We start from the raw sequence: 12918 nt of genomic DNA, 5'->3' as shown, positions 1-12918 counted from the left end.
CACCTTTTGAACATTTTTTTATGTGGATTAATCCAATTATCAAGGATCTGCGAAGACGGGCAGCTTGCTGTTACTGGATTTTATTTGATTCTTTATTTATTCTTGTCGAAATGTAATTATCAGTATATTCATTTTAATTATGCAATACTCAAATCGTTACCGTTTTGGTAAAAAGTTGGGTACGGAAATCGCTATTTTTCATGCATAATAGGCTTATAAGAAAACACGTACACGAAAAGGAGCGGACAAGATGGAAGTAAAACAACTTACTCAGCGACAACTATTCACCATGAAGAGAAAAGGGCTAGAGACCAAAGTGAAAAAATTTTGGGACGCGACACGTAATGCAGACCTAGTAGTGGAGTATATCGTAGCGATCATTTTGCGGAATGCGCTAGTAGTCAGTGATTTTTCACTGCCTTGTCAGGAAGTTGTTCGCGAGCTGCTTTTTCAGGCCGAGCCTAGTGATACGTTGAGAAAGTTCTGCCCGTTCTTGAAAGACTACGTGGAGGATCATGAATGGCACAGTGTGATCAAGCGTTTATTTAAAAATGAAACCGCTTATTTTAAGGCGACGAAAACGATGCGTTTATATGAAGGCTATTTGAAAAATAAAGGAAAAGCGACAAATGCTAAGAAATATGATACCTATACTCTCATTTCAATTTTTGAAGATGCTAACGGAAAGAAACATACATGGCGGTTACGAGACGGCGACTCCAGTAATACCCCTGAAGAAACGAAGCGAATTCTTAGAATCTTAACGACCATGACGATTTTTCGGAATACGGCCGATGTGCGCCGCTTTGCCAAATTTATCGACTGTGACCTTAAAGGAACGACGACCATTTTCAGTACCCGAACGGAGAAAAAGCTGGAACGAGAGAAGTCCGCCCAAAATCTGACAGTTGAAACTGAGAAGACTTCAGCAGATTCAAACGACCCAATCCACTTGTTTGAGGGTTTTGACCTGTATTCATTAACTAAAGGTGAACTTGTCGTGTTGATCGAAGGCATTCTTAACGAAGCAAAGGCCGCTATTGGTATGGAGGATGTCATTGACGAAAGAACTGAAAATTCTGAAGAACTGTCATCAGAAAAGCGTACTCCACATAAGCCGAATATAGACACTAGAATTGTTCCCGAAAGCATACCAAAAAAAGATACAGCACCATCAGAAGAGAACCCAATCCTCATGCCGGCAGCAGTTGGTGTGTTAGATGCCTCAACAGAAAATCCGGTAAAAACGAAACTATCTGCGACAAAACCACCAACGAAAAAAATTTCTAAAAAGGACCGAAATATTTTGAAGAACTATAATTCAAGCAAGAAAAGACATTAAAGATAAGAATTCTTTTATTAGTTTTAAAGGCTTATTTGTTATGGGATGGACTTGTTCGAGGAAAATAATTCGTAGTTAAAAGAGATCGTTGATTCAATCAAACAAGAGTACCTTAGGTGAACCGCCTAAGGTTTTTTGTGCGTGCTTTGAAAGGTCAATGATTTTAACGGGCCAAAAGAAAAAAAGCGGATTTTAAAATTTCTTCTTTACTTTTACTTTGATACCGATTACAATTCACTTGTACCTACTTGTACACTCTGGTTCAAACTTGTACATTGAGGGTTATACTTGTACATGCTTGCGACTAGACGTACAAAACGAATGCAGGAGGTGATCAAATGATCATTAATAGAGATGTTTCAAAGCCAGTCTATCTTCAGGTGGCCGATTATTTGCGAAATAATATTTATTCTGAAGAATGGGGAAAGGGGGAACAGATACCGTCAGAGAATCAAATCATGAAGTCCTTGGAAATAAGTCGAGGAACCGTTAAGAAAGCAGTCAATATGCTGGTTGAAGAAGGGCTGCTCTACCAGATTCAAGGAAAAGGAACCTATGTAACAGAGGACAATATTTCTTATTCGCTGGGAAAAGGTCTTTTATCTTTTGCTGAGTCATTAGAAGGACAGAAATTGGCTTATGAAACGAAGGTCATTACTTCTGAATTTCGTAAGGCAACAAAAGAAATCGCTTCAAGGTTGAATATTGATGTTGGTGAAGAATATCTATACATGAAACGAATTCGATACGTTGAGGGCGAGAAGGTAATGCTGATTGAAAATAGAATCAACAGCCGCTTGTGTCCGGGAGTTCAAGAGCATGACTTTAATAAGGAAAGTTTATTTAAAGTGATGGAGGAAATCAGCGGCAAAAAGATTGCCTACTCTGAAAGTAGATACGCTGCCAGAGTGGTCGGTGAGAAACGGGGTCAAGAATTGGAAGTAGCTCCTGATTCTCCAGTATTGCATTTGGAGCAGCTAGTCTATTTAGAAGGAGGTCTACCGGTAGAATTCGGGAATGTCTGGTTGAAAGCCAACAAATATTACGTTGGAACGGTTCTTCAAAGAGAGGAAATGTAATACATGCCGTTAGTAAATGGATATACCCTATTAGAAATTATCAAAGAACGAAAAGTAATCGCAGGAGCTTTCAACACGACCAATTTGGAAACAACCGTCGGAATTCTGAAAGCAGTGGAAGAAAGCGGAATTCCGACCTTCATTCAGGTGGCTCCTACGAATATCACGTTAGCAGGCTATGAATATATCGTTGATATGGTTTCGCGCTATGCTGAAAATATGGATACGCCAGTAGCTTTACATTTGGATCATGGGAAAAAATTTGAAGATGTGAAGTTGGCGACTCGTGCTGGTTTTACGTCAGTCATGATCGATGGTGCTTCCTACGATTTTGAGGAAAACATTGCTTTTACTAAAAAAGCCGTTGATTTTGCCAAGGGTTATGGAATTCCGGTTGAAGCGGAGCTGGGCGCGATCCTTGGGAAAGAAGACGACCATGTCAGTGAAGCGGATTCGAAGACAGATCCCGCACAAGTCCGTGAATTCGTTGAACGGACGGGCTGCGATATCTTAGCGATTTCTGTTGGGAATGTGCATGGCTTGGAAGATCAGCCGCGGATTGATTTTGATCTATTGAAGGAAATCAATGAGGTTTCTCCAGTGCCGCTAGTGATTCACGGAGGTTCAGGAATTCCAGATGAACACATTCAGCGCATGGTAGAATTTAATGTTGCGAAGATCAATATCGCCAGTGATTTACGTCAAAGTTACATCAAGAGTGTCGGTCAAGCTTATGCTGAAAATAAGAATGAAGCCAACTTGATCAAGGTGCTTCAAAACGCGGAAGATGCTGTTTTTGAAACGGTTCATGCAAAAATTTTAAGTATGAATGCTGTGGAGGTTTAAGAATGACAGAAGTTTTAACGAGTGAGGCAAATATTTTTGTTGATGTAGAGGTTCAGGATTTTCCAGAATTGATCAATCAGATCGCTCAACCGTTGATCGCTGATGGCGATGTGTTGGCGGAATTTCCAGAACAAGTCATCAAAAGAGAAGAGAATTTTCCAACAGGTTTACCAACAGAGCCCATTGGTGTGGCAATTCCACATACAGATGCAAAATATGTGAATCACAACCGGGTGACGATCGCGACACTAAAACAGCCGATTACAATGGAAGTAATGGGTGGGATGGACGATACGAAGATCGAAGTATCGATCGTATTTCTATTAGCTTTGGGTCAATCAAATAAGCAGTTGAATATTCTAAAGAAATTGATGGGGATCTTACCTGAAGCAGAACTGCTGGAGCGAATCAAAACAGGCAGTAAAGAAGAAATCTATAAAATCGCAAGAGAAGAAATCGGATTGTAAAACTAGGAGGAAGAAAAATGGCTAAAAATTTATTATTTGTATGTGCAACAGGAATTGCGACTTCAACAGCGGTAACGGAAAAGGTTTTGGAATTTCTAAAGGAAAAAGATATGAACGACATCAACTATTCACAAACCAATGTGGCTTCTGTTCAATCGAACTCGGATGACGCTGATTTGATCGTCTCAACCACAAAAATTCCTTATGAACTAAATACACCTGTCATCAATGGCTTACCACTAATCACAGGTATCGGTGAAGAAAAAGTCTTGAATTCAATTTACGATCAGCTAAAAGGAGAATAATATGAGTAATATTTCGCAATCACTATATGATGTTGTCCAGTATATTTTAGGATTTGGTCCTACTGTTATGCTGCCGCTCGTGTTGTTTATCTTAGCGTTGATCTTTAAGATCAAACCGGCAAAAGCTTTGAGAGCCTCGTTAACAGTGGGGATCGGATTTGTCGGGATTTATGCAATTTTTGATATCTTAACAAATAATGTAGGACCTGCAGCGCAAGCCATGGTTGAACAGACCGGAATTAATCTCCCAGTAGTTGACTTAGGTTGGCCGCCTTTATCAGCAATTACTTGGGGATCTCCAATCGCACCGTTCGTTATCCCAATGACGATGTTGATCAATATCGTGATGCTGGCGATTAACCAAACAAAAACGGTTGACGTCGACATGTGGAATTATTGGCATTTTGCGCTTGCAGGAACACTCGTTTATTATAGCACAGGAAGTTTCTGGTTGGGAATCTTGGCATCGGCACTCATTGCGATCATTGTTTTGAAGGTGGCCGATTGGGCAGCGCCGATGGGTGAGGAATACTTTGGTTTAGAAGGAATGTCCTTTCCGACCGTTTCGGCGATTACCTTTTTCCCAATTGGTTTAATCGGAAATAAAATTATTGATATGATTCCAGGAATCAGAAAAATCGATATCAATCCTGTCAGTATCCAAAAACGCTTCGGTATTTTTGGTGAACCGATGATGGTTGGTACGATCTTAGGGTTACTTTTAGGGGTCGCGGCTAGATATGATTTGAAGGGTATCTTAACAATGGGGATCAGTATTGGTGCGGTAATGTTCATCTTGCCTCGGATGGTGCGGATCTTGATGGAAGGGTTGCTGCCGATTTCTGAAGCGATCAAGAAATTCTTGAACAATCGTTATCCTGATCGGGATGATTTATATATTGGTTTAGATATTGCTGTAGCAGTCGGAAATCCGGCAATTATTTCAACAGCGCTGCTATTAACACCTATCGCAGTTATTTTAGCATTTGTTTTACCGGGGAATACAGTCCTGCCGTTAGGCGATTTAGCGAATTTAGCGGTAATGGCTTCAATGGTCGTTCTTTCGACAAAGGGCAATGTGTTTAGAGCGGTCTTAATTGCTATTCCGATCATGATTGGTGATCTATATATCGCTTCTGCGATCGCGCCGTTTATTACCGGCATGGCAAAGGATGTAAACTTTAGTTTTCCAGAAGGATCAAGCGGCATGGTCTCAAGCTTCTTAGATGGTGGTAACCCATTAAGATTTTGGCTGCTGCAAATCTTCAACGGCAATATTATCGCGCTGCTATTGATTCCTGTAATTGGTGCATTAATATTCTGGATTTACAAAGTAACGTTCAAACAAACGCATTTAGTTGAAGACTCTTCTGTGCCGGAAGGGAAGTCATTGAATGGTTAAAAAGCTTTCCATTACAATTGATATCGGAACGACGAATTCTAAAGTATCGCTTTTTGAAATTGCTAGTGGAAAACTGATCTTTCGCGAGAGTTTTCAAACAACAAAAAAAATCGATGACTATGGCGAATTATTCGACTTAGACGTAATCTGGGATCGATTGTTGGAAATCTTGATAAAAATTGTTGCTGACCATCCTGGAGATATTGATTCAATCAATATCTCCAGCGTTGGCGAAGCTGGTGTTTTAGTTGATGCCGGCGGTCAAGTCGTGACGCCGTTAATCGCCTGGTATGACAAACGGGCGGCAGGATACGTTGCTGAACTGAGTCAAGAACAGAAACAAAGAATTTATGAGATTACTGGTTTGCCCGCACATTCCAATTACAGTCTTCCGAAAATCAAATGGCTGGTCGATCACTTGGAGCTGAACGAGCAGACGTATACTTGGTTGAATGTGCCGGATTTATTCAGCTACTTTTTGACCAATCGGATGAATAGCGAATTTTCAATGGCTAGTCGGACGATGTGTTTTGATTTGCAAAGCCGCAGCTGGTCAAAGGAAGTATTAGAAATGTTTGATTTGGCGGAGCTGATCCAATTTCCATCGGTTATCGCATCAGGCGAAGTCGTGGGCTATACGACAACGGGAAATGTCAGTGAATTGGCTGCTGAAGAGATTTCTGTCAGAATCGCAGGGCACGATCATATGGTCGGGGCGCTGGGGATCAATCTGCATGACAAGGATTTATTGAATTCTACCGGGACGACCGAGGGATTGCTCCTGATCGATGATCATCCCTTTTTAGAAAACAAATCATTTCAGGAATCCTTGTCGAATGGAATCTTTACCAATCCCAACTACTACACCTTGTTTTCTTCGATGCCGACAGGCGGTAATGCGTTTGAATGGTACCAAAAATTCTTTTCCATCGATCAGAAGGAATTCGAACAGGACAGTCGAAAATTATATCAACGCTATTTGCAAAATCAAATTTCGTTGGAAGATCCGGTCATCTTGATTCCCCATTTGAATGGTTCGGGTGCTCCATTTAAAAATGGAAAATCGCGCGGTTTGATGTATGGTATCAGTTTGGAGACACGTCGAGAAGATGTTTTACTGGGGATTATTTTGGGACTTTGCCTTGAAATGAAGTACGTGGCGACTTGTTTCCCGCTAGAGCAGGTAAATCGTGTCGTCGCTATCGGTCCAGTAGTGAAAAATCCGCTATGGGTACAATTGAAGGCAGATGCTTTAAATAAAGACATCTCTGTCGTAAAAATCGAAGAGGCGGTTTCCTTTGGGGCATTGAAGGCAAGCTATAAAGATTTTGATTACGAGCTGGACTATCAAGTTGTTTCGGCCGATCCGAATCAGGTGAAAGCCTTCGATCGTCTGCTGGATAAATACTCCTATCTATATGAATCTAAGCGTTTTTTAGTTGATGATAATTTTCATCAAAGTTTTTTCGATAGCAGAGACAGTCAGAACCGCTGCAACGAAGCGAAGGAGATTTTCTTCAGCTGAAAATAGGGACTCATTGAGTTCCTATTTTTTTTGACTTAACAGAATGATTTAAATTCATTTAATTTGGAAATCCAATATTCACGACTGCAAAATTTTGAGATACTTAAGAGGTACACCTACTGTTATGGTCAACGGTAAAAAAGAGTTATTTATAAAAATACTAGCATTAGTCAAAAATTTTCGCTTCTCAGGAAACGACGATTGCATGATTCATCCTGCAACTTTTTCATCACTATGACGCGATTCTTCGTCAACCCGCTTTAAAAAGCCAGATAGGCAGGGATTTTGCATGTTTAAAGGAGACTGAACAGTTATCTGCAAAGAAATTGCATGATTCATCGTGCAGAAAGTTCGGCTCCAAGCATCCTTCTTTCATTATATGATTCAGATAGCAAGAGAGAAAGAAGGGCACAACATGCAATTAGTAAATGGTTTCAAGTTGATGGATTATGCAAAAGAAAAAGGGTTGGTCTTACCTGCATTCAATACAACCAATTATGAACTTACGGCCGGGATCATTCGCGGCTATCAGGAAAAAGGTATAGGCGGATACATCGCGATCTCATCGAGCAATTTGAAACTTTCCAGTCCAAAGATCATCGCCGACATGGTCAAGTCAGCAATGAAAGATGCATCGGTTCCAGTGGCATTGCATTTGGATCACGGAAAAAGTTTTGAAGACGTGAAGGCCTGTATCGAAGCTGGTTTTACTTCTATTATGGTGGACGCTTCACATCTGCCGTTTGAAGAAAATATTGAAGAGGTTCGGCGAACAGTCGAGTATTGCCACTTTTACGGTATTCCAGTGGAAGCAGAGTTAGGAGCAATCGGCGGCAAAGAAGACGATCATATTTCTGAAGAAGATGCCAAGACGAATCCTGAAGATGTCAAAGAATTTGTTGAACGAACCAATTGTGATCTGCTAGCCGTTTCAATCGGAAATGTGCATGGGATGGATTTGACACCGAACTTAGACTTCCCATTATTAGAAGAAATAGCAGCGATCTCAGCAGTGCCATTAGTCTTACATGGCGGTTCAGGCATTCCTTTTGATCAAGTTAGAAGAGCGAAGCAGCAAAATCTGATCAAAGTAAATTATGGTTCTGATCTTCGTCAAGCATTCATTCGCGCGTTTGGACAAGCCTATGAAAAAAATCATAATGAGTTTGATATTATGTCACTTTCAAAATTGGCGATCGACAACGTTGAGGATCGAGTGAAAGCCATCATTGCTGAGGTAAATGAAAAATAAGGTTACATCGAGGAGGGAGACACCGTGTTAAATAAGCGACAAAAAGAAATGATTCAAGAGTTTGAACGACACAGTCCCTCTTTTTTAACCGCTGACCATTTTGTAGATAAGTTTCAAGTAAGTATGCGGACGATTCAATCAGATATCAAGAAAATCAGAGAGGATCTATCGACTAGTCGTTACGCAGAATTGATTTCAGTCGCATCTAAAGGCAGTCAATTAGTTATTAGCGATTACAACGCATTTCAAGCAAACATCCCGCAAGAAAAAGCAGATAGTGAACAAAATCAGTCAGATCGAGTGCGAAAACTCTGTGTGCTGCTATTGAACAAAAAGGGTCCAATTCAGCGGCAAAAGCTGCTAGACCAGCTTTTCATCGCGCCATCGACCCTTAACACAGATTTAAAAGAAGCGGATAAGCTGCTCAGCAATTACCATCTGAGCATTGAACGAAAACGAAACTCAGGAATCTTTATCAGCGGCAATGAATACGACAAAAGAAAATGCTTGCTGAAATTAGGTCATCTTGAGATTCACCAAGAGCAGGGCGGTATGGATAGTCAAGAAACCTTTCGGCAAGATATTGAAATGGTCTTAGTCAGTGTTCTCTTGAAGCATCATTTTCATATCTCGGAAACACTGTTTCAAAATTTGATTGTACACATTGAAATGGCCATCAAACGAATGAAGAGTGGCTTCTATATTGGTTCTGACGAGTTCGAAGGCGTTTCCGACTTTGATTCGGAAATGGAAGTGTCGACAGAGATATTCCAGCGTCTCGCCGAACGTTCCTACTTTAAGATTTCGCAAGAAGAAATTATTAATCTGGCGATCTATATCAAGGGCAAAAGCGATTATGAAAACGATGATTATATCTCAGAAGAGGTCAATACATTTATCCTTCATGCGTTGAAGGAGATCAATGAAAAATTCGATATTGATTTTCGTCAGGAGATTGATTTACGAATCTCGTTGGCCTTGCACCTGATGCCATTGCTGACCCGAATCGAATACAATATTCAAAATGAAAATCAATTGCTGGATCAAATCAAACAGTCCTTTCCATTAGGCTTTGATATCGCTGCTTATATGTGTCTGCTATTGCAAAATACGATCGACAAAAAGATTGAAGAAGGCGAAATCGCGTATCTGGCAATTTACTTCAATCAATATTTAGCGAAGTACAACGATATTTCCGGCAAGAAACGTATTTTGATCATTACCAGTCTGAAACGCAGTGAAAGTATTCTCCTGAGGCAGCGGTTTGCCACATGGTTTTCAAATGAGATCACCGTGCTGACTTTAGTCAATACCCACGAGATTTCCTCGTTGGATATAGAAGATTACGATGTCATCTTTACGACGGAGCAAACAGAATTGACCGATAAAATGGGCGCGATCCTGATCAGCTTCTTTCCAAGTGAGCAAGAGTATTCCAAAATCAAATTGGCCATCGACGGCTTCAACGATAAATTTGAAATCGTCAATCTGTTTGATGAAGCACTCTTTCATTATGGACACTTTACCGATAAGAAGGAAGTCTTAGATAAAATCTGTTCCATCTCAGTTTCAAAAGTCGGCGATAAGGTTTTCCAACTAAGAGAAGCAGTGGAATTAAGAGAAGGGATCGGTAGCAGTTATTTTGGTAACGGCATCGCCTTACCGCACCCGATCAATCCAATTCTTGCCGAAACCTTTGTCTCAGTCATTTTATTAAAAAATGAACTTGATTGGGATACCGATGGCAACAGAGTACATTTAGTCATGTTAGTAGCGATCGAAAAGAATAACGCCAAAGTTTTTCAGTTGTGGAACTATTTAGCAAAAATCATTCAAGAAAAAGGCTTTGTTGACCGAGTCATCAAAGACCCGACATTTGAGAATTTTAGAGAAAACCTATCTCAGTTGTTGGATGAATATATTTAGAAAACTGTTTTTGAAAAAAATTAGTATGAATTAGGAGGATTAACATGAAATATATTTTTGTGTCACACGGGGATCTCGCAAAAAGTATTTTAGGCAGTGCGCAGATGATCGTCGGAGAACAGACGGAGGCTCAAGCTTTTGGCTTGTATCCCAAAGATGATATTGGTGGATTGAAGGATAAAGTCAAACAGGCGATTGAAGAATTTGGCGGTGGGAGCGACATTATTTGCTTTACCGATTTATTTAGCGGAAGTCCTTTCAATGCAGTAGTTGGATTAATGGGGGACTACCCGATTCGTCATATTACCGGAATGAACTTGCCAATGGTGTTGGAAGCGTTTATGTCGCGAATGAATGACACGAATTCCGCCGAGGATATTTGTGCCAAGTTAATCAGTGAAGCACCTGCCACATTTATCGATGTTAATAATTATTTAGGCGTAAATTTAGAAGATTAAAACGAGAAAGAAAAGGAGCGAGCAACATGAAAAATATTGTTTTTGCACGAGTAGATGATCGATTGATTCACGGAGAGGTAGTAACCGCTTGGACCCCCTCATACAGTATCAACCATATTGTCATTATTGATGACATCGTGGCCAGTGATCCTTTCCAAAAGAGAATATTGAAAGCGTTAGCACCGACAAAAGTCAGAGTAGATGCCTTTACTACCGAAGAAGGAATCGCAGAGTTGAAGAAACCATTTAATGAAAAAGAGCGTGTTTTACTATTAACTAAAACTCCGATCACGTATGCCAAACTTGTTGAAGGCGGGATCGAATTGCCGCAAGTAAATCTGGGTGGAATGGGTATCCGCGATGAACGGAAACCATTTATCAAAAACGTGGCCTGTGATGAAGCTGAGGTCGACGCGATTCGTCAGATGGTCGACAAAGGCGTCCATGTTTTCTATCAGTTAGTACCTGAACAACGGTTAATTGAAATCACAAATTTATTATAAGAATGTCCGTCCAACTTTTCGCAGTATCTCACTGAATCGAATAGAAAAACCAAAATGCTCAAACTATCATACCTAGCACTTTAGTTGGATGATATACGGCATGAGAATCAAACCTATTTTTGAAAAAAATAGATACATTATTAAGAATAAGGAGGAAAAATGTATGTCAGTACTTCAAGCTTTTCTATGTGGGGTCGTCTATTTCCTAGCAATAGGAAATCTCCCCTTTGTTGGGTTGTGGTCACTACAAAGACCATTGGTATGCGGACTTATTACAGGAATTATTTTAGGAGACCCAGTGATGGGGGCAATGACTGGGGCTTCAATCAACTTAGTTTATTTAGGTTTTATCTCAGCTGGGGGTTCAATGCCAGCGGATATGGCATTAGCGGGTATTTTAGGAACAGCCTTTGCGATTACCGGCGGACTTGATGCAAAAACAGCATTGTCTGTTGCTGTGCCGATCGGCTTGTTAGGAACGATTGTCTGGTATGGCCGGATGACCTTTGGTTCGATCTTTGTTCACGTGGCAGATAGATATATTGAAAATGGCGAATACAATAAGATTTGGCGAGCCAATGTTCTCTTTCCGCAGCTCCTGACGGCACTAATTACGATCATTCCTTGTGGGTTAGCTGCCTACTTCGGCGCAAGCTATATTTCAGGCTTCATTGAAGCACTGAGCGGAACAGCATTGACGATCTTTACAGTTATTGGTGGCATGATGCCGGCTTTAGGGGTTGCGATTACGCTGCAATATATCTTTAAGGGTGAGGCACGCGTCTTCTTATTCTTAGGCTTCATTTTAGCAACTTATTCTGGTCTGGACTTATTACCATTGGGTGTGATCGCCGGATTAACAGCATTGATCTATGTACAAGCGACAGGCAATAAATCTGATTCAGAGGAGGACGAAATCTATGAGTAAAGAGGCAGAAGGAAGTGTGATTCGTAAAAAGGATCTGATCCGCTCTTGGCTGATTTGGGAAAACTTACCGCAAACGTGTTATAACTACGAACGGATGATGGGCCAAGCGGTCGCACATGTTTTCGTTCCAATTTCAAAACGCTTGTACAATGATGATCCCGAGAAGAAAAAAGAAATGATGAAACGTGAAATTGAATTCTTTAACGTTCATATCGAGTTTGGTTCTTGTATCATCGGAATGATCATCGCACTGGAGGAACAAAAGGCCAAAGGTGTCGCGATTCCAAGTGAATTTATTACCAGTTTGAAAACATCTTTGATGGGTCCGTTGTCAGGGATCGGCGATACGATCTTCCAAGGGGTTTTGATCCCGATCTTGTTAGCAATCTGTATTGATTTGACATTAAAAGGAACCATTTGGGGTTCGATTATTTACGCTGTTGCTATTATCGCAATTGCTTGGGGAATGAGTTACGCCAACTTTATGTTCGGTTATCGAGCCGGGGCGGAAGCCGTCATGGACTTTCTCGAGAAGGGGCTGTTGAATAAAGTCCTGCGCGGCGCTGAAATCATGGGTTGTATGGTAATGGGCGGTCTAATCTCTAGCTATGTAAAAATGCACGTACCTTTAAAAATTGTCAGCTCGACAGCGACCTTTAAAGTTCAAGAACAATTCTTAGATGTCGTGATGCCGAATATCTTGCCATTCGCCTTCACCATGCTGATCTTCTTCTTGATGAAAAAAGGCTGGTCTTCATTGAAAATCATTGGTCTGATCGTGGCGGTCGGTGTCGTTGCTGGTTTCTTTGGAATTTTAGGCTAAGCTATCGAACTTCTCAAACCATACGTAAGTGTGGTTTGAGAAGGTTAATTGGAAAAAAATAA

General features: G+C 40.7%; 13 protein-coding genes. All 13 read left to right on the top strand.

Annotation, left to right across the window (positions count from 1 at the left end; genetic code table 11):
- Positions 1–250: 250 nt before the first annotated feature.
- On the top strand, positions 251–1342 hold the full coding sequence (locus I585_RS03930; protein WP_010739742.1) for a hypothetical protein: 1092 nt from the start codon (positions 251–253) through the stop codon (positions 1340–1342).
- 338 nt (positions 1343–1680) lie between these two features.
- A complete protein-coding gene (locus I585_RS03925) occupies positions 1681–2421 on the top strand; it encodes a GntR family transcriptional regulator (RefSeq protein ID WP_010739741.1) in 741 nt (246 codons plus the stop codon).
- A 3-nt stretch (positions 2422–2424) separates the two neighbouring features.
- Entirely contained in the window at positions 2425–3267 is an 843-nt protein-coding gene (locus tag I585_RS03920; protein WP_010739740.1) for a class II aldolase, read from the top strand.
- A gap of 2 nt (positions 3268–3269) precedes the next feature.
- On the top strand, positions 3270–3734 hold the full coding sequence (locus I585_RS03915; RefSeq protein WP_010739739.1) for a PTS sugar transporter subunit IIA: 465 nt from the start codon (positions 3270–3272) through the stop codon (positions 3732–3734).
- Positions 3735–3751: 17 nt separating this feature from the next.
- The gene (locus I585_RS03910; protein ID WP_010739738.1) at positions 3752–4039 is read left to right on the top strand and encodes a PTS sugar transporter subunit IIB; all 288 of its coding nucleotides are present in this window, start codon (positions 3752–3754) and stop codon (positions 4037–4039) included.
- Between the two features lies 1 nt (position 4040).
- Entirely contained in the window at positions 4041–5441 is a 1401-nt protein-coding gene (locus tag I585_RS03905; RefSeq protein WP_010739737.1) for a PTS galactitol transporter subunit IIC, read from the top strand.
- Positions 5434–6966, top strand: a complete 1533-nt coding sequence (locus I585_RS03900) for an FGGY-family carbohydrate kinase (RefSeq protein ID WP_010739736.1) — start codon at positions 5434–5436, stop codon at positions 6964–6966. The genes I585_RS03905 and I585_RS03900 overlap by 8 nt, the downstream gene beginning before the upstream one ends.
- A 415-nt stretch (positions 6967–7381) precedes the next feature.
- On the top strand, positions 7382–8218 hold the full coding sequence (locus I585_RS03895; protein WP_010739735.1) for a class II aldolase: 837 nt from the start codon (positions 7382–7384) through the stop codon (positions 8216–8218).
- A gap of 24 nt (positions 8219–8242) precedes the next feature.
- On the top strand, positions 8243–10144 hold the full coding sequence (locus I585_RS03890) for a BglG family transcription antiterminator (protein WP_010739734.1): 1902 nt from the start codon (positions 8243–8245) through the stop codon (positions 10142–10144).
- Positions 10145–10188: 44 nt separating this feature from the next.
- Positions 10189–10602: a PTS sugar transporter subunit IIA gene (locus I585_RS03885; protein ID WP_010739733.1), complete on the top strand. Its 414-nt coding sequence runs from the start codon at positions 10189–10191 to the stop codon at positions 10600–10602.
- Between the two features lie 26 nt (positions 10603–10628).
- Positions 10629–11105: a PTS sugar transporter subunit IIB gene (locus tag I585_RS03880; RefSeq protein ID WP_010739732.1), complete on the top strand. Its 477-nt coding sequence runs from the start codon at positions 10629–10631 to the stop codon at positions 11103–11105.
- 163 nt (positions 11106–11268) lie between these two features.
- The gene (locus I585_RS03875) at positions 11269–12033 is read left to right on the top strand and encodes a PTS mannose/fructose/sorbose/N-acetylgalactosamine transporter subunit IIC (protein WP_010739731.1); all 765 of its coding nucleotides are present in this window, start codon (positions 11269–11271) and stop codon (positions 12031–12033) included.
- Positions 12026–12856, top strand: coding sequence for a PTS system mannose/fructose/sorbose family transporter subunit IID (locus I585_RS03870; RefSeq protein WP_010739730.1), 831 nt, complete (start codon positions 12026–12028; stop codon positions 12854–12856). The genes I585_RS03875 and I585_RS03870 overlap by 8 nt, the downstream gene beginning before the upstream one ends.
- The last annotated feature ends 62 nt before the right edge of the window (positions 12857–12918 follow it).

It is taken from the genome of Enterococcus malodoratus ATCC 43197 (assembly GCF_000407185.1).
Classification (GTDB): domain Bacteria; phylum Bacillota; class Bacilli; order Lactobacillales; family Enterococcaceae; genus Enterococcus_A; species Enterococcus_A malodoratus.
This window is presented reverse-complemented; position numbering and strand designations above follow the sequence as displayed.

Bases quoted from the DNA above. Each gene is read 5' to 3' on its own strand.
- I585_RS03930 (WP_010739742.1), top strand. From the start codon at position 251: ATGGAAGTAAAACAACTTACTCAGCGACAACTATTCACCATGAAGAGA.
- I585_RS03925 (WP_010739741.1), top strand. From the start codon at position 1,681: ATGATCATTAATAGAGATGTTTCAAAGCCAGTCTATCTTCAGGTGGCC.
- I585_RS03920 (WP_010739740.1), top strand. From the start codon at position 2,425: ATGCCGTTAGTAAATGGATATACCCTATTAGAAATTATCAAAGAACGA.
- I585_RS03915 (WP_010739739.1), top strand. From the start codon at position 3,270: ATGACAGAAGTTTTAACGAGTGAGGCAAATATTTTTGTTGATGTAGAG.
- I585_RS03910 (WP_010739738.1), top strand. From the start codon at position 3,752: ATGGCTAAAAATTTATTATTTGTATGTGCAACAGGAATTGCGACTTCA.
- I585_RS03905 (WP_010739737.1), top strand. From the start codon at position 4,041: ATGAGTAATATTTCGCAATCACTATATGATGTTGTCCAGTATATTTTA.
- I585_RS03900 (WP_010739736.1), top strand. From the start codon at position 5,434: ATGGTTAAAAAGCTTTCCATTACAATTGATATCGGAACGACGAATTCT.
- I585_RS03895 (WP_010739735.1), top strand. From the start codon at position 7,382: ATGCAATTAGTAAATGGTTTCAAGTTGATGGATTATGCAAAAGAAAAA.
- I585_RS03885 (WP_010739733.1), top strand. From the start codon at position 10,189: ATGAAATATATTTTTGTGTCACACGGGGATCTCGCAAAAAGTATTTTA.
- I585_RS03880 (WP_010739732.1), top strand. From the start codon at position 10,629: ATGAAAAATATTGTTTTTGCACGAGTAGATGATCGATTGATTCACGGA.
- I585_RS03875 (WP_010739731.1), top strand. From the start codon at position 11,269: ATGTCAGTACTTCAAGCTTTTCTATGTGGGGTCGTCTATTTCCTAGCA.
- I585_RS03870 (WP_010739730.1), top strand. From the start codon at position 12,026: ATGAGTAAAGAGGCAGAAGGAAGTGTGATTCGTAAAAAGGATCTGATC.